The sequence below is a fragment of the Mesorhizobium sp. LSJC280B00 genome (assembly GCF_000502835.1).
Taxonomy (GTDB): domain Bacteria; phylum Pseudomonadota; class Alphaproteobacteria; order Rhizobiales; family Rhizobiaceae; genus Mesorhizobium.
Window position 1 is genome coordinate 1 of record NZ_AYVL01000052.1, and the last position, 16,202, is coordinate 16,202.

The window sequence follows — 16,202 nt, forward strand, 5'->3', positions numbered from 1 at the left end:
CGGCAGCAGGATTTGACGCGTTCGTAGCGCCTGGCTCGCATCGAAGTCCCGTACCGCTTGCCGAGGTAGACGAAAGCCAGCCTCCCAATCATTTTGGAAGACTGGTGAACTATCTCGATCTCGCCAGCCTAGTGGTCCCGGTCGGAGTGACATCAAATGGCCTGCCAGCTGGCCTGCAGATTGTTGTCAGAAAATTCGACGATGCCTTGGCACTTCGGATCGGACGGACGCTGGAACGTGAGCGTGGCGGCCTATTTGTGCCACCGCCGGGGTTGCAGCGCCAATGAAGTTTACCGCTGAATTCCACAACCTGGCGAACCTCCGCACCTACCTATGGCCGATGATGGGCCCACCGGGTCGCGAGGGTCTTTGAAAAAACTGCGGGTGGCTTGTGGCCCCGCTGGACAAGTACTCAAACGATCGACTGGCAGAGCGAGAACATGAAAAAGCTGATCAACAGTCCTGAGAAATACGTGGATGAAGCGCTGGCGGGGATGAGCTTGGCGCACCGCGCCTACAAGATTTCCGGCAGCAACGGCCGGGTCGTTGAACGGGCCAAGAAAAAGGCCCGGGGCAAGGTTGGAGTTGTTTCCGGCGGTGGCTTTGGCCACTTGCCGCTGTTTGCCGGGTATGTCGGAGAAGGACTGCTGGATGCCTGCGCTGTCGGGCATGTGTTCGCCGGCCCGTCGTACGACGATATATCCGAGAGCCTGAACGCAGCTGACCGCGGCGGCGGCGTGCTGTCGGTCATTGCCAACTATGGCGGCGACACTATGGTGTTTGGCATGGTCAATGACATGTTGACCGCTGAGGGCAAGGACTGCGCCACCGTAATTGTGGCCGATGACGTTGCCAGTGCAGACAAGGATCGAGCCGATACGCGCCGTGGTGTGGCTGGAATCATCTTCGCGTTCAAAGTTGCCGGAGCTGCGGCGGAAAGGGGACTTAGTCTACCCGAGGTGAAAGCCGTGACCGAAAAGGCGATGGCTGGATGCCGGTCCATAGGGGTAGCGCTATCGGCCTGCACAGTACCGCAGGCGGGCGAGCCGACCTTTCATCTTGAAGAAGATGCCATTGAAATGGGTATGGGCATTCATGGTGAGAAAGGATTGTGGCGCGGGGCGCTTAAACCCGCTGACGAAATTGCCGCAGAGATGGTCGAGCGACTGTTGGACGATCTCAAACCCGTAGCGGGGACCAAGGTAGCGGTACTAGTCAACAGTCTTGGCGCCACACCGCTGGATGAACTTTATATCGTGTACCGCAAAGTGGCCCAGCTGCTTGAGGCAGCGGGTCTGAAAATCGCCTACTCACTTGCTGGTGAATACGTGACTTCAATGGAAATGGCGGGCGCCTCGGTGAGCGTTATGCAGGTCGACGATGAACTGCTCGGTTTGTTGAATGCTCCTGCCCAATGTCCCCTGTGGAGAGCGTGATGGCGACCATCTTCACGGGATCGGATGTCGGCGCGGCGATGCGGCGCGTCGCACTAGCGCTCGTCGAGAGCAAAGATCGATTTAACAAGCTTGATGCTGCGGGTGGTGACGGTGACATGGGCACTACCTTGGCGACAGTTTCACAGGCGTTGCTTGCCGAGGAGAGCATTTATCCGGATGACGTCGGCGAGAGCCTAATACGGATTGCAAAAACAATTGCGCGGACCTCAGGCTCAAGCCTGAGTGCCGTAGTAATGACGGGACTGATCAAGCTGGGAAAGACTTGGTCCTCAAAAGACGAGGTTGCCTGGATCGAGATGGCTCCCGCGTTGTCAAATGCCGTTGAGACTATGCAGGCCCGGTCAAAGGCCAGACTCGGCGACAAGACGGTGCTGGACGGAATAATCCGGGTCGCACGGAGCATTGAGGGGATTTCCACTGCAGAAACTATGAGAGCCACAGCGCAACAAGCGACCGCCGACGCGCTGGCGGAGTTTCGCAGTCGCCCGGCAATCATGGGGAGGCTGCGGCTTGAGCCATCCAAAGGGGTCGGAACCGACGATCCGGGCATGGTTGCATTGCATGTTGCTGTATCGGCCATGGCAGGGTCGCTGTCTGATCGAGCAGTGGGCGGCTCCAACAAATGACCGATCCGAGCATCCACTCTTACCAAACAAATCAGACGCCCAAGTCGATACCCGCGAGGGCAGATGTCGTTGTTGTTGGCGCCGGCATCATCGGAACAGCCACCGCGCTGTTTCTTGCACAACGCGGGCTGTCGGTCGTCGTGTGTGAAAAAGGTCATGTCGCATGCGAGCAATCCAGCCGCAATTGGGGGTGGGTGCGCAAGATGGGGCGCGATCCAGCCGAGATACCCATGGCTATCGCCAGCGCAAAGCTATGGGCTGGAATGAACGCGCTTACAGGCATCGAGACAGGATTCCGCGAAACCGGCATCTACTATTTGTGCAAAGACCAGAAGGACATCCAAAAGTACGAACATTGGTTAGCATTCGCCAAGCAGCATGATCTCGGTTCCTCCCTAATTAGGCAAAGTGGTTTGAAAGAGCGTTTCCCAACGCTCAAGGGTCATTGGGAGGGTGCGCTATTTACCAAAAGCGATGGACGCGCCGAACCTTCCATGGCGACGCAAGCCATGGCGGCTTCATTACGCACACGCGGCGGGCAGGTCATTGAGGATTGTGCCGTGCGCTGCATTGAAACAGCAGCGGGCTCGGTTCATTCCGTCGTAACGGAGCATGGGGAGATTCGCTCCAAGTCCGTGGTCCTGGCGACCGGCGCCTGGACGAGACTGTTTTGCGGCAACTTGGGCATCGATTTCCCTCAATTGAAAGTCATCGGATCGATCATGCGCACGCAACGGCTCGACGGCCCTCCCGAGTGTGCAGTCGCCGGTCGGGATTTCGCTTTTCGCAAGCGCCTTGACGGTGGCTATACGATCGCTCAGAAAAACGCGAACATCGCGCAAATCGTTCCGGATAGCTTCCGTTTGTTCTTCCAGTTCCTTCCCGCCTTTCGGTCAGAAGGGAATGAAATACGGCTTCGGTTCAGCAGTCAGTTCTTTAGGGAAATGAACACCCCGAAGAGGTGGCGACCGGACCAGGTCACCCCCTTCGAAACAACCCGGGTTCTCAACCCACAGCCTTCGGAAAAGATCCTTAGCGAGGGGCTGAGCAACCTAAGGAAAGCGTTCCCTGAGTTTACCAATGCGAAAGTCGAAGAAAGCTGGGGATGCGCTATCGATGTCACGCCGGATGCGGTGCCCGTGATCGACACCGTCGACGAAACACCGGGCTTGCTAATCGCCAGCGGTTTCTCGGGCCATGGATTTGGGATCGGGCCGGCGGCAGCTCATCTAGTCGCTGATATCGTCACGGCCCGAAGCCCGATCGTATCTGCAGAGCCGTTCAAATTGGGTCGGTTGAGGAACTTAGCTACATCCAGTATGGAGCAGGCAAGAAGGCAAGAGTCCGGTTCGACTTGACGCGGGCCACATTTCAAACAACGTGACGACGCCCGCACTATCCAAGCCTGCTCCGGGCTGAGGCAGCCGCCGCGATCATGTTGGTGCTCTGCGCCGGGACCGAGAGCATTTCCGGGGGACCGCCGCCGTTTCCGCCTTTCATTCGTGGTGGGCCGTTGAACTGTGGCAGGCCCAAGTCCGCCATTACCGGCCGCTGATTCAGCAGATCGCAGATCATCGCCCAGACCGAACGGCGGGTCCTGGCAGGCGAGAAGTGGTGAACCTGTTCGAGCCGCGTGCCGATGTCATCGTCAACGGCAGCCGCGACATCGATTATGGCCACAAGCTCAATCTGACGGCCGGCCGCAGCGGACTCTCGTCATCGAAGAGGGCAACNGTCAAGCGGCGGCCGACGGCGGCTATACCAGCCGCGCCAATCTGCGTCAGGCCAAAATCTGGGGTGGCGTACCCGATATGCCGTTCCTCGTGGAGAGCGCGCTCAGGATCGAAGACATGGTCAGCAGCTGTTGGGTCTGCCGCAAGCTGCCCTACTTCGGCGCTGGTATCGAGGTCAGCATCTCCTTCCTGAAGATCCTATGAGGGGTAGTGGAAAGCGAGCGGCGCTCTGGCAGAGTGGGGTTGCAAAGTTGCAAGCCAAACGCTGTGGAGGCCATCAAACGAGGCGAGAGACAAAGGAGAGACGTGATCAAATAGAGGCGAAGCACTCGTATGACACGATAGATTTACAAAAGCTTAACATAATCTTATAGAAATAAGTCTTCACCAGTGCTTGGACCTGCGTTAATAACTAACGCAGCGTTTATCAACGGATGTCACTCTAGTCACGCCGGTTCGGAGTAACGCTTGATACGGGATGGCGATAAAAGCCAGTGTCGAGTATAGGGAGAATTTTGTCGAGAGTACAATAAGGAATTTATGACAAGCGATATTGCGCAAACGGAGTAATAGAAACATGAAAATAATGTCGTTTAAACCGGATCATGATGGCACGATTGCAGCACTGGATACATCGTCAGCCGAGCTCATCTATTCATACGAGGCTGAGAAGGATAGCTTTCCCAGATACTCGACCATCACCCCGGCAACCGTTCTTGAAGCCGCCGGGCGCCTGGACGCCATTCCGGACGTGATGGCTGTCGGTGGTTGGTTGACCGGATTCGGCGCGGACGCGGTGGGCTACTACGGCGTAGCCAAAGGGTCAGAGCTTGTCGGCCAGAAGACGATCTTCGGCAGAAAGGTGCATTTCTATTCCTCGACGCACGAGCGCTCCCATATCTGGAGTTCCTACGGCATGTCACCGTTCCCAGCCGGAATGCCCTGTTATGCGCTGACCTGGGAAGGATTGTGCGGCGACTTCTATGAAATCGATGAGCGCCTGCAGATCGTGCATTCGGGAAAAGTTATGGCGAACCCTGGCCACAAATACGCTTTCCTCTATGCACTGGCGGATCCGAAATTCACCTTGCCCAAGGCACCCATGCGCAACGAGGACCCCGGCAAGGTAATGGCACTTAGCGCCTATGGGCAGACCGGATCGCCTGACCGGGACGAGCAGGAGCTGATCGACTTCCTGCTTCCACGCGATATGTACCCGCTCAACAAGGAGGATTTGCGGAATTCACCCTACTACAACATTGGCGTAATCCATCAGAAGTTCACCAACCTCGCCAGGCGAGTCTCGGACGCCATCTTCGATTCGTTCCACGCCTTTGCAAAAAAGAACCTGACAAAGGGCTACCCGCTGCTGATTTCTGGCGGGTGCGGGTTGAATTGCGAGTGGAACCGCCGATGGCTCGAAACGAAGCTTTTTTCTGATGTTTTTATTCCGCCGTGCACAAATGATACAGGCTCAGCAATTGGGACCGCAGTCGACGCGATGCGGCATTTCACCGGCAATGCCAAAATCAAATGGAACGTCTATTCGGGCCAGCCTTTTACACTTGACGAAATTGACCGCACTGGACTCGAGGTCTACCCACTCGACTACGGCCAGGTTGCCTCCGCGTTGCTCGCCGACAAGGTGATCGGCTGGGTGCAGGGGAATTGCGAAATCGGACCAAGGGCGCTCGGCAATCGGTCGATTCTCGCGGCGCCTTTCTCCAAGGCAACCCATGAGCGCTTAAACCGCATCAAGAACCGGGAGGGCTTCCGCCCGATCGCGCCGGTTTGCCTGGAAGAGGATGTCGGGGTCCACTTCGACTTGGCACGCCCGTCGCCCTACATGCTTCTTTTCCAGAAGGTTCTCGATAACCGGTTGGAGGCCGTCACGCATGTCGACGGAACTGCGCGGGCCCAGACAGTTTCGCGGCAGCAGAACCCACGCCTCTTTGAACTGCTTACCTCGTTCAAGGCGAAAAGTGGGGTTGCCGTTCTTTGCAACACATCGCTCAACTTCAGTGGCACCGGTTTCATTAACCGCGCAAGCGACTTGCTGCGCTATGCCCGGACCACAGGACTCGACGGATTCGTGATCAACGATGCCTTCTATCTCCTCAAGGAGGCCCCGCTCACGGCGTCGAGTGGACAGAAAAAGGCCGCGTAGCGGAGGAGAGAAGGATCCCTCCGTCGGTGCTTTAATTAATAACTACACCTTTTGCGTTCGCTCGACGCGGCTGCACCAGTTACTGGAGCGCTTGGGGGACCCAGGTGCGCAAGCATTCCGTTGGCTTATCAGATTGCGCGAACATCACTTCGGCCAGGGCAATAACCACCATGACGGGATTCCAAGATGGTTATCATTAGTGGATCGGGCCCTGCGCCCACAGCCAACCTGAGGGCAACGTAACTCCCATGAGGAGCTTGGGTGTGCATTCCGAGGTCGCCCGGCTGCGAGAAGTACTGGTGCACCGGCCAGGCTTTAGCCTCCACCGACTAACGCCGCGGAACTGCGAGGGCCTTCTTTTCGACGACGTGCCTTGGATGGAGCGCGCCGGAAAGGAGCACGACATGTTCGTGGAGGCCCTACGAGATCGTGGCGTGTTGGTTCACTCCTTGGACGAACTGCTTTCTGCAACGATGGCCTTGCCGGAAGCGCGCCGTTGGCTTCTCGACCGTCGCGTCAATGCTTCCGCTGCCGGACAAGACATGGTCGATGAATTGCGAAGCTGGCTCGGCGAAATTTCCCCTGATCAACTCGCGACCTATCTGGTCAGCGGGATTTTAGCTTCGGAACTGCCGTTCGAACCGCGCAGCCTGAAGGGGCAAACGTTGGAGCCGGAGAATTTCGTCCTCCCGCCATTGCCGAACCAGGTTTTCACACGTGACAGCTCCTGTTGGATCTATGGTGGTGTCTCGGTCAACGCTATGTATTGGCCCGCAAGACAGCCGGAAGCTGCGAATGTCGAGGTGGTCTNGCAGGTTGGTGCATCTCGACACAGTCTTCACCTTCTGCGACCGCGACCTCGTGACGATCTACCCGCAGGTCGTTGAGTTGCTCAAGACGTTTTCGTTACGACCCAACAATGCCGAGGGTGTGCTCGATGTCACCAAGGAGACTAGGCCCTTTTTATCGGTCGTGGCCGAGGCGGCTGAGTTCTGCGCCCTCGACGGTGATCACTTCCACGCCGGCGCGCCTCAACAACGTATTTGTGTATACGTTGCGTTCGTAGGCAATCACGACGCCCGGCTCGACGGCGATCACATTATTAGCGGCATCCCATTGCTCCCGCTCGGCCGCGAAGCTGTCACCGCCGGTCTCGACAGTACGAAGAGCCTTCAATTCCAGCGGCCGTGGCCGTGGCGGCGCACACTACATGACTTGCCCCCTGGTGCGCGCCGGCTGGCGGCGACCCGCAGAGGCGACGCCGCAGGACAGCGAGAGCGCTTAGGCTTGATGTCTTTCCGGCGTAACAGGCTCGAAACGGCGAGTGCGACTTCGAATTTCCCGTTTGGCTCAGAACGACATAGGAAAAATTTCAGATTTTTTTGTTTCTGGCACCTACTGCTGAAAGCAGTGGCCCGGCTGGAGGTTAAGCGTGTTCGGGGTGCAACAATATTTGCCCATTTTCGACGTTGAACTCGGCCGTAACAATCCGCGCATACGCCGGTTCATAGAAGGATTCGAGGCTGAGCTCACCGACGACAACGCTGGCGTTGGATATTGGCGGGGACAACGGTGATTGTAGCAAAGGCGCAACAAGTTTGAACGGCAGCCGTTGCAACAAAACCTGCAACAAAACTCGAAACAAAAATTGGCAGAGTCTTAACACCGCAAAATTGTTGACGATGGTAGCCTCGGTGCAAGGTCTGAGGTCAAGCGCGGCGGAAAAGATGCCGCCAATCCTTCAGACCGCCGCAGGGCACGCACAGAAGGGCCGCAGCACAGAAGGGCCGCAGCAATGACAAGAGCGTTGATCTTAGTCGGAGGCACGAGAATGGGCTCGGGTCTGCTCTACGTCCAGGCCGCTCAGCGTCTTGGCCTCCAGCCAATTACCCTTTCGGATGATCCAACTCGGTATGACCATTTTGGGGCGAAAGAGGCTGAGACAATCCGCGTTGATACAGACGATCTGGATGCCCTGATCCGCGAATGTTCCAGGCTCCGAGAATCCTATGAACTCGCTGGCATTACAGGCGCGTTGGACCCAGTGTATGCGACAGTTGGCAAGCTCTGCCGTCATTTCGATCTGCCGGGACCGAACCCGGAAGCTATTGAACAATGCTGCGATAAGTACACTCAGCGTCAACTTCTCGCGGCCTCAGGCGTTCCGGTACCTGCTTATCGCTTGGCGGCCAATTCAGCTGAAGTGAAGGATTCTGCCGCAGAGATCGGACTGCCAGTGATAGTTAAGCCTGCGGTGGGCAGCAACAGCGAGGGTGTCCGATTATGCCGCAGCATCGACGAATTGGCCGAACATACGACCTATCTGTTGGGCGGGAAGCACAAATGGCGGTCTTCGCCGAGGATACTCGTCGAAGAATTTGCACAAGGGCCCCATTATTGCGCCGAGATTATAGGAGAACAAATGATTGGTATTTGCTCCTGTGACTTCGGCCCTCCACCGCATTTCGTCTATCGCGGGAGCACCTACCCGGCACTGCTGAGCGATCACGAGCATGAGCGTATCGCCGATGTTTCGCTGAGCTGTTTGCGTGCTCTCGGCCTTGGCTGGGGGCCAACGGGCATTGAATTCCGGTGGACGAAGGATGGCCCAGTCGTCATTGAAGTCAATCCGCGGCTTCATGGCTCACCCACTCCCCAACTGGTTCATCTGGCTTACGGTGTCGATCTCATCACCGAGCACATCAAGGTTGCCATTGGTGAGAAATGCGATTTGCGTAAAAGGCACTCGCAGACAGCGGCCGCGCGATTCCTGATTGCTGACCGCGATGGCACGCTTGATTGGATCGATGGGGACAGTCAAGCGGCCGCAGTATCAGGTGTCGCCGAGGTGAAATTTTACGCGAGACCCCAGACCCCCATCGTCAGAAAAGGCGATTACCTAGACTGTTTGGGACATGTCATCGCCGCTTCATCCAGTCTTCCTCGCACCGAGGCGATACTTCAGCGTGCGGTCGACCTGATCGGTTGGTCGATCACACCATTTCCGACCATTGACGAAGTGACTTTGACCTGAACCAATCACAATAGTTAGAGCGGGTATCTGTAATGTCCGATAGAAATCGTAATTCTGCAATTGGTGCAGAAGGATACCAGGAGCTCTTCGGAATTGACGGCAAGGTAGTCTGCATTTCAGGCTCGAGCCGCGGTCTAGGGAAGGCGCTCGCTACCTGTTTTGGACGGTTAGGCGCCAAGATAGTCCTTTCCTCGCACAATATTGAAGAGCTGACCGAAGCAGAGGCCGAACTTGCGGGCCAAGGAATCAACGTAACGGCTATCCGCGCTGATGTGCGGTCGCACGACGATTGCAAGGCGCTGATCAGTGGCACGGTCGACCGGTTTGGGCAGATCGATGTGATGGTCTGCAACGCAGGTGTCGACATCATTAAGCCAGCGCAGTCATACGAAGAGCCGGAATGGGACGAAATCGTCGATACCAATCTGCGGGGCTACTATTTTTGTGCGAAGTTTGCCGCCCAGGCAATGCTGGATCAAGGCGGCGGCAGCATAATCATGACTTCTTCGGTCGCCAGTTCGCTCGGCATACCGGGCCTGACTGCCTATGCTGCGAGCAAGGGGGGCGTCAATCAACTGACGCGCACCATGGCGGTAGAATGGGCCGATAAGGGTATTCGGGTAAACGCCGTCGCACCTGGGTTCATCAACAACTTCATGGATGGGGTGCATCCTAATCTCGATACCCCTTATCAGCGCCGCGCAATGGAACTCACTCCGATGCGACGCCGCGGCGATCTGTCCGAGTACTTCGGGCCATACATTTTCCTCGCGAGCCCAGCTGCATCGTTTGTAACAGGCGAGATTCTCTATGTCGATGGAGGCTACGCGGCGGGCTGATGCAGGATGGTTCCATGTTGTGGCGGTATTTGGAGGTGGCTAGGCAATGTTAAGCGCAATACCAGATGAAGTGAACTTCCTAGACTGCACGTTGCGCGACGGTGGCTACTACACAGGTTGGGATTTCGCACCGGAACTGGTGTCGGATTATGTCGCTACTATCAACACTCTCCCGGTGCGCATGGTCGAGTTGGGGCTCGCCGGAAAGCCTGAGAGCCAGGGATATTTCGCCAGTGTGACGAGCTCTAAGGCCGACCAGGTGGCTGCTGGCCTCCTGGTCAAGGCATGCGTGATGATCGATGCCAAGGATGTGCTTGCGAGCGAACTGCCTATACCCCTTGCCGTGACCCGCCTGACAGAAGGACTAATGCCAGGACATATCACGACCGTCCGCGTGGCGGCGCATTACAGCAACATGGCTGCCTGCGGGAACATTTGCGCTGAGTTGTCTCACAGGGGCTTCCGGGTATTTTTGAATCTCATGCAGGTCGATGCAGCAGATGCCGCAGAAGTTGAGATGTGCCTGAAGGAGGTAAAGCAGATCGACACCATCGACGTGGTATATATTGCCGATTCCTTTGGCTCTATGACGCCGACTCGCGTTCAGGAAATTATCGGCCGGTTTGCGGATCGAATCGAGCCTGACATTGGATTCCACGGCCATGACAACCGCGGATATGCGCTGGTCAATTCGGTGGCCGCCGCTGTGGCGGGTGCTACCTGGATAGACTGCACCATGGCCGGCATGGGCCGCGGGGCAGGAAATACCGCTAGTGAGCAGCTCCTGCCGCTTCTCACTCGCCTCGAAACATCCAAGGAACGGGCACTCCTCGAGCACGTCTTGCGTCACTTCGATCCGCTTCGCAAACGGTATGGCTGGGGCAGCAGCGCGGCATATCAATTCGCGGGCTCAAACTTCATCCATCCGTCCTATGTTCAAAAGCTTTGTGAAGGCGGGGCTTTATCTGACGCCGCCATTATCAGGCGCCTTTCGGAACTTCGCGCCGATGAACGGATGAGTTTTGCTGATGAGAAGCTGTCGGCGCTGATGGCGCAGGACATCGCCTGATCGCAGATAAATCTGTTGAGCTGCTCCTTTTTCCCAACTTGGATGAAGCCATGACTCCATCAAATGCGGTAGTGAAACCATCGGTCCTCCCGTCCGATTCACGGTTTTCATCAGGTCCTTGCCGTAAACATCCGGGTTGGAGCGTGCACTCAACTATGCTGCGCTATGTTGGACGGAGTCACCGGAGCTCCGAGGGAGCAGAAAGGCTAGGAGAAGTAATCAGACGTATGGCCTCTTTGCTAGAGCTGCCTGATAGCTGGCTCTGCGGGATCGTGCCCGGTTCAGGCACTGGAGCCTGCAGCATGGCCTTACAAAATCTGCTTGGCCCGTCTCCAGTCGAGACATTCTTGTCAGACAACTTCTCGCAGTATTGGGCAAATGAGATCGATACATTAGGGCTTGCTCCCCAAAATCGGCACATTTGTGATTACGGAGATTTTCCGAACACGAGCAGGATCGACCCCAATCACGACATTGTTCTAGTCCTGAACGGCACCAACAGCGGCGTCTGTCCACCGGATCTTGACTGGATTCTTCCGGACCGTGCCGGGCTTGTGATCGCAGATGCCGTCTCGGCAGCTTTTACGAGGCCCATCGACTACGATCGGATCGATGTTCTGTGCTGGTCATGGCAGAAGGCGCTTGGGGGCGAAGGCGGCCATGGCATGATCGCGCTCTCGCCTCGGGCCCAGGCACGGCTCAAGGTCGGCGGACGTAAGCCTGTAGCCAGGCTCATGAGACTGCACAACGCCGACGGATCTGTAAACAAGGCGTTCTTTGGCGGCCGCACGATCTCGACCCCCAGCATGTTCGCCGTCGAGGATATCCACTCTGCGCTCGACTGGGCAGAAGCGTGCGGTGGACTACCAGCGCTTCTGAAAAGGGTTGCCAATAATAATGCTGTGATGGACGACTGGGTGAACTCTACTCCCTGGATCGATTGGACTTGCACCAATCCGGCAGCACGCTCCACCTGTTCAATTACTCTTCGGCTTGTGCGAGAGCAGCACGCTGCCGGCGAGAAGGAGGACGACGGCAAAATTGTTGCGGAGATGATCCGTCTACTCGAAGCCGAAGGCGCGGCTTTTGACATCTGGAGCTACGGTGACGCGCCGCCGGGATTTCGGATATGGGCGGGCCCGACGATCGAGGCAGATGACTTGGCGATCTTATGCAAGTGGCTGGCCTGGGCTTATAGCGAGACGTGCGAGGGCAGCATACCAACCGAAGTGGTCGTGCGTCACGGCTACTTTCCGACCTCTAAGGCGCACGCGGTTCAGCCAAGGACGGAGTCGGCGAGTCCTCTAACCGCCTCCCTCGAAAGCCCACCTCCCCAGACACTGGCAGATTGCTATGACGCGATACTTTTCGATGCGATCGGGGTCCTGATCAGCGAAAATGACGCCCTGCCTGGCGCTGCTGATATCTTGGCCCGACTTAATATGGCCGGTCAGCCATACTACATCGTGACAAATATCAGTAGTGGATCGGATGAAACGATATTAGCGCGTCTCCGCGGCGCGGGACTTTCGATTCCGGCGGTCGACCGCATCGTGTCAGCGGGAGGTGTTGCGCGGCATCGCGTACTCGAAGAGCTGGCGGCTGGGCGGTTAGTTTCGTATGTGGGCAGTGCACACGCTGCGCATGACATCTTCGGCAAGCATCCAAATCTTCATTGCGCTGATACGGCCGAGACATTCGACACACTCGTAGTGCTCGATGACGAAGGTTTCGATTTTAAACGAGCGGCCGATCACATCCTGTCCACTTTTCGACGCAGACTGATCGAGACGGGCGAAATGCCGCGTATGATAGCGGCAAACGGGGACATCATTTATCCTGGCAAAAACGGCACACTCGTCTTTGGACCAGGCATAATAGGGCCAATGCTTCAAGCAGGACTAGCGCCCTTCGGGGCTCCTCCAATGTCGGTAGAGATTATGGGCAAGCCAGGAAGACCGATTTTCGAAGAGTGCATCGCTCGGGCAGGTACCCGCCGTCTTTTGATGGTCGGCGATCAGGTTGATACCGACATCAAGGGCGCAAAGGCTGCCGGGCTCGACGCACTTCTCGTAACCGCTGGCCTCAACAATAGCGGCGAATTGCGTCAAGGCGAAAACGGCGCTCCCGATTATGTCGCAACGAACCTCTGTCAAATTGTTGATGGCAGTTTGTTTCCATCCCAAGGGACCTGATTGTGCTGGTCGCGGCCGCTCTTCCGGCCGATCCTATTGCGGCTACACTTTGTCTTCCGGCCCAAGCGCAGTGATAGCGCTTCGGCTCATTTTTTGGAGCGGTAACACGCCGTCTAATGAGCGCGCGGGTTGCTGTTCCAGCGAGGAGCAGATTAAGGACCCAGAGGCAACCGAGCGTTCCATACCTGATGGAAGGAAAGTGATGACTAAGAAAGAATCCGGTCGCAACAACGTGAGCATACGCGCCAGTTCCAGGCCAACTTCCTGCGCGAAAACTATGCGACCGACTTCACCCTCGGGCCTTTTTGTGGCGGGGGACTAGGCCATGACTGGTCGGAAATTCGGTTTCATCGGTACAGGCACCATCACCGATGCCATCGTGCGAGGATTGCTCCGGGAACCGGCGGCTCTATCGCGCGTCCTGGTCTCCCCGCGCAACGCCGAGGTGGCCGCGAAACTCGCCACGGATTTCTCATCGGTAACGGTTGCAGCCGACAATCACTCAATCGTCAAAGGCTGCGACACTGTTGTTCTCGCGGTTCGCCCTCAGATCGCGAAGGATGTCGTCCGCTCCCTCCCCTTTCGAAATGGCCAAACCGTGATCAGCGTGATGGCTGCGACTGACCGGGCTACACTCATCGACTGGATCGGCTCGAAGGTGGGCCTGACGCAGGCTATTCCCCTCCCCTTCGTCGCCGAGCGCAGAGGCATCACCGCAGTCTATCCACGGGATCCCGAGACAGCGGCCATCTTCAAGGTGCTGGGCGGCGTGGTGCAATGTGACTCAGGCAAGGAGTACGAGTTGCTTGCCGCCGCCAGTGCCCTGATGGCAACCTATTTCGGCATCATGCATGGGGCATCCGAATGGCTGGCCTGGAAGGGGCTGTCCAGAGACAAGGCGAGATCCTATCTCGCGCCCCTATTCACCGAACTATCGAGAGTCGCCCTGGAGGCACCCTCCGGAGTTCCCTTCGCCGAACTCAGTCGCGCATTCGCGACCAGAGGCGGACTGAACGAACAAGTCCTTGGCGACTTTGAAAAACATGGCGGAGCCGATGCACTGAAGACGGCGCTCGATCACGTACTCGCCAGGATCGAAAAAGGCTTCCCACCGGAGCATGTCAAAACTTAAAAGGTCGGCCGCGTGCACGCAATGATCACCCCGCATCGGGCTGCGCCAGGGTCCAGGCGACCCGACAACACGATGCCGCCTTCCTCACCTTCGTGCACGAGCGGCACCTTGCCGATGTCGGCTCCAGGTTGATTGTGTTGAAGAAGTCGATGTTCTGATCGGGGCGACTTTCGGACCTTTGAGCTGAATGTCGGCGCTCGACCCTCAGACCGGCATCGGCTCTGGCATCGGTATCAGTTTTGCGAGTTTGCGAAGATTTTGGGCTGCGGCGGCGAGATGGAATTCGTCTTTTGCGCCGTTCGGTCCGCGCAAGCGCAAGCGGTCCAGTCTCAAGATGCGCTTGAGGCTTGAGGTGTGCAAACAGCATCTTCTTACGTTGTCGTCGGGAGACGACGTAGGCGTCGGTCGTTGCAATATCCCGGGCCATGTCGCGGGCGCCTTCGTAGATGGAGCGCAGGATTTTGCGGGCCGGCGCCTTCGGGCAGCATCTGGCCTTTAAGGCGCATGCATCGCAGTCGGCCGTAAGCGCCTTGCCGATCGCCTATGGATTTGGGCTTGACGTTTTCCAGAATCGCCAAGGCATGAGTTCCTCGATCTGGCTCTGTGGATGGCCGTTGATGATGGCCTCGAGGGTTTCGGCGAGGTAGGCAACGGGATTGACGTCGTTGAGCCTGCAGGTGGCCACGACGGATGAGAGCAGCGCCCAGTTTTCGGCCCCGATCTCATGGCCAGCAAAGAGAGCATTTTTTCTGGTCAAGCATACGGGCCGGATGGCGTTTTCGACCGGGTTGGTGTCGAGCTCGAGCCGGCCGTCGCCGAGGAAGCGGGTGAGCCCTTCCCAATGGGCAAGACCATAGCGGATGTCTTCGGCCAGCTTTGAGCCCGAGGAGATCATCGACAGTTGCTTTTCGAACCGTGGTTTCAGGGCGGCGATGATCGGGGTGGAGTACTGCTGTCGCGCGGCGAGCCGAGCTTGTGGCGTCATGCCGCGCACCGTCGCCTCGACGGCGTAGAGCGTAGCGATCTGGCGCACGGCGGCTTCGGAGATCGGGGACTTGGTGTTGCGCGCCAGCTTCACAAAACGTCGGCGCAGGTGGCTCCAGCAATGGACGAGCGAAAGCGCGTAGGCATCCCCACGTAGCGTGCAGGCGGTTGATCGCTCATTTTCAGCATGAATCATGCGGAGAATCCTGTGAGCGACAGTATGAGCCATCATCGAACATTCGAGATTTTGACGGCGGAGCCTGTGCCGTCCCGACGCAAGCCGCGCCATCGGTCGGACGAAGAGAAGGCACGGCTTGTCGCCGAAGCCTTCTCGCCAGGGGGTAATGTGTCGGCAGTTGCGCGTTCCGAGGAGCTGGACCCCTCGCAGCTCTATGCATGGCGCCGCAAGGCGCTTTCGTCGGGCATGGTTGCGCCACTGACGGAGGGAGCGAGCAAGCCGGCGAAGTTCACGCGCTTTGAAGCGATGGGGAGCGACATGGTGGAAATCGTCATTGGCGATGCCGTGGTGCGCGCCGGCGGCGATGTTGATCCCGATCGCCTGGCGAGGATCATCCGCGCGGTTCGCAAGGCATGATCGCTTCCGGTGTGGTGGTTTACGTGTCGTGCCAGCCTGTCGACTTCCGCAAGGGCGCGGCATCTTTGATGGCGCTGGTCAGGGATGGCGGCCTGGACCCGTTCTCGGGGGCGCTTCACGTGTTCCGCTCGAAGCGTGCGGACCGGGTTCGCATCGTGGTGGGACGGCAGCGGGGTTTGTCTTTATTCGAAGACTCTGGAAGATCACAGCTTCTGCTGGTCTGCGATATCAGCCGCGCGCATGCGTCTCGACCACGCCCAGCTGATGGCGCTTCTGGCCGGGTTAGACTGGAAAAAGATCCGTCCGGCCAGGATCAGGCGGCCGTTATCGACGGGCTGAAACCGGCCTGCGGCAAGATGAATCATGCGGCT

General features: G+C 57.6%; 13 protein-coding genes and 6 pseudogenes. 15 read left to right on the forward strand and 4 right to left on the reverse strand.

All coding sequences use genetic code 11. From position 1 onward, the window contains the following. From X773_RS77865 to X773_RS79425, 8 genes and pseudogenes are all read left to right on the forward strand, one after another. Positions 1-287: pseudogene (locus tag X773_RS77865) on the forward strand (amidase); the annotation flags it as partial. Between the two features lie 153 nt (positions 288-440). After that, positions 441-1,436, forward strand: a complete 996-nt coding sequence (locus X773_RS71765) for a dihydroxyacetone kinase subunit DhaK (protein WP_023680536.1) — start codon at positions 441-443, stop codon at positions 1,434-1,436. Beyond that, positions 1,436-2,083, forward strand: coding sequence for a DAK2 domain-containing protein (locus tag X773_RS71770; RefSeq protein ID WP_031213192.1), 648 nt, complete (start codon positions 1,436-1,438; stop codon positions 2,081-2,083). Before X773_RS71765 ends, X773_RS71770 begins: the two co-directional genes overlap by 1 nt. Continuing rightward, positions 2,080-3,441: an FAD-binding oxidoreductase gene (locus tag X773_RS71775; protein WP_031213194.1), complete on the forward strand. Its 1,362-nt coding sequence runs from the start codon at positions 2,080-2,082 to the stop codon at positions 3,439-3,441. Before X773_RS71770 ends, X773_RS71775 begins: the two co-directional genes overlap by 4 nt. Before the next feature lie 151 nt (positions 3,442-3,592). Next, a pseudogene (locus tag X773_RS75765) lies at positions 3,593-4,011 on the forward strand (ISNCY family transposase); the annotation flags it as partial. A gap of 382 nt (positions 4,012-4,393) precedes the next feature. Beyond that, the gene (locus tag X773_RS71785; RefSeq protein ID WP_031213197.1) at positions 4,394-5,983 is read left to right on the forward strand and encodes a carbamoyltransferase C-terminal domain-containing protein; all 1,590 of its coding nucleotides are present in this window, start codon (positions 4,394-4,396) and stop codon (positions 5,981-5,983) included. A 404-nt stretch (positions 5,984-6,387) separates the two neighbouring features. Then, positions 6,388-6,870, forward strand: a complete 483-nt coding sequence (locus X773_RS78725; protein ID WP_348625956.1) for an arginine deiminase family protein — start codon at positions 6,388-6,390, stop codon at positions 6,868-6,870. Beyond that, positions 6,845-6,898, forward strand: a pseudogene (locus X773_RS79425) (hypothetical protein); the annotation flags it as partial. The gene X773_RS78725 and the pseudogene X773_RS79425, both read left to right, overlap by 26 nt. A gap of 48 nt (positions 6,899-6,946) precedes the next feature. On the opposite strand, the pseudogene X773_RS75775 reads toward X773_RS79425, so the two are convergent. After that, positions 6,947-7,165: pseudogene (locus X773_RS75775) on the reverse strand (arginine deiminase family protein); the annotation flags it as partial. Positions 7,166-7,814: 649 nt separating this feature from the next. Here X773_RS75775 and X773_RS71795 point away from each other — a divergent pair. The 5 genes from X773_RS71795 to X773_RS71810 all read left to right on the forward strand — a co-directional run bounded on the left by X773_RS71795 (position 7,815) and on the right by X773_RS71810 (position 14,252). After that, positions 7,815-9,017: an acetyl-CoA carboxylase biotin carboxylase subunit family protein gene (locus X773_RS71795; protein WP_023680545.1), complete on the forward strand. Its 1,203-nt coding sequence runs from the start codon at positions 7,815-7,817 to the stop codon at positions 9,015-9,017. A gap of 32 nt (positions 9,018-9,049) precedes the next feature. Continuing rightward, on the forward strand, positions 9,050-9,856 hold the full coding sequence (locus X773_RS71800; RefSeq protein ID WP_023680546.1) for an SDR family oxidoreductase: 807 nt from the start codon (positions 9,050-9,052) through the stop codon (positions 9,854-9,856). A 46-nt stretch (positions 9,857-9,902) separates the two neighbouring features. Further along, positions 9,903-10,925 carry a hypothetical protein gene (locus X773_RS71805; protein ID WP_023680547.1) on the forward strand — a complete coding sequence of 341 codons (1,023 nt, stop codon included), beginning with the start codon at positions 9,903-9,905 and terminating at the stop codon, positions 10,923-10,925. 302 nt (positions 10,926-11,227) lie between these two features. After that, complete coding sequence (locus X773_RS77735; RefSeq protein ID WP_023680548.1) at positions 11,228-13,120, forward strand: HAD-IA family hydrolase; 1,893 nt, start codon at positions 11,228-11,230, stop codon at positions 13,118-13,120. Positions 13,121-13,445: 325 nt separating this feature from the next. Next, complete coding sequence (locus tag X773_RS71810; protein ID WP_023680549.1) at positions 13,446-14,252, forward strand: pyrroline-5-carboxylate reductase; 807 nt, start codon at positions 13,446-13,448, stop codon at positions 14,250-14,252. A 50-nt stretch (positions 14,253-14,302) separates the two neighbouring features. Here the strand turns inward: X773_RS71810 and X773_RS75785 are convergent. The 3 genes and pseudogenes from X773_RS75785 to X773_RS0140005 form a co-directional block, all read right to left on the reverse strand. Then, positions 14,303-14,383, reverse strand: a pseudogene (locus X773_RS75785) (aldehyde dehydrogenase); the annotation flags it as partial. Between the two features lie 73 nt (positions 14,384-14,456). Beyond that, positions 14,457-14,769: pseudogene (locus X773_RS75790) on the reverse strand (transposase); the annotation flags it as partial. Positions 14,770-14,793: 24 nt separating this feature from the next. After that, positions 14,794-15,432, reverse strand: coding sequence for a transposase (locus X773_RS0140005; RefSeq protein ID WP_023680551.1), 639 nt, complete (start codon positions 15,430-15,432; stop codon positions 14,794-14,796). Between the two features lie 12 nt (positions 15,433-15,444). Between X773_RS0140005 and X773_RS71815 the strand changes: the two genes are divergently transcribed. Both X773_RS71815 and tnpB read left to right on the forward strand, forming a co-directional pair. Continuing rightward, a complete protein-coding gene (locus tag X773_RS71815) occupies positions 15,445-15,831 on the forward strand; it encodes a transposase (RefSeq protein WP_031213205.1) in 387 nt (128 codons plus the stop codon). After that, the coding region (gene tnpB / locus X773_RS75795; RefSeq protein ID WP_198023665.1) for an IS66 family insertion sequence element accessory protein TnpB at positions 15,828-16,202 on the forward strand (375 nt) is incomplete at its 3' end. The genes X773_RS71815 and tnpB, both read left to right, overlap by 4 nt.

Bases quoted from the DNA above. Each gene is read 5' to 3' on its own strand.
- X773_RS71770 (WP_031213192.1), top strand. From the start codon at position 1,436: ATGGCGACCATCTTCACGGGATCGGATGTCGGCGCGGCGATGCGGCGC.
- X773_RS71805 (WP_023680547.1), top strand. From the start codon at position 9,903: ATGTTAAGCGCAATACCAGATGAAGTGAACTTCCTAGACTGCACGTTG.
- X773_RS71785 (WP_031213197.1), top strand. From the start codon at position 4,394: ATGAAAATAATGTCGTTTAAACCGGATCATGATGGCACGATTGCAGCA.
- X773_RS0140005 (WP_023680551.1), bottom strand. From the start codon at position 15,432: ATGATTCATGCTGAAAATGAGCGATCAACCGCCTGCACGCTACGTGGG.
- X773_RS71795 (WP_023680545.1), top strand. From the start codon at position 7,815: ATGGGCTCGGGTCTGCTCTACGTCCAGGCCGCTCAGCGTCTTGGCCTC.
- X773_RS71810 (WP_023680549.1), top strand. From the start codon at position 13,446: ATGACTGGTCGGAAATTCGGTTTCATCGGTACAGGCACCATCACCGAT.
- X773_RS71800 (WP_023680546.1), top strand. From the start codon at position 9,050: ATGTCCGATAGAAATCGTAATTCTGCAATTGGTGCAGAAGGATACCAG.
- X773_RS71765 (WP_023680536.1), top strand. From the start codon at position 441: ATGAAAAAGCTGATCAACAGTCCTGAGAAATACGTGGATGAAGCGCTG.
- X773_RS71775 (WP_031213194.1), top strand. From the start codon at position 2,080: ATGACCGATCCGAGCATCCACTCTTACCAAACAAATCAGACGCCCAAG.
- X773_RS77735 (WP_023680548.1), top strand. From the start codon at position 11,228: ATGGCCTTACAAAATCTGCTTGGCCCGTCTCCAGTCGAGACATTCTTG.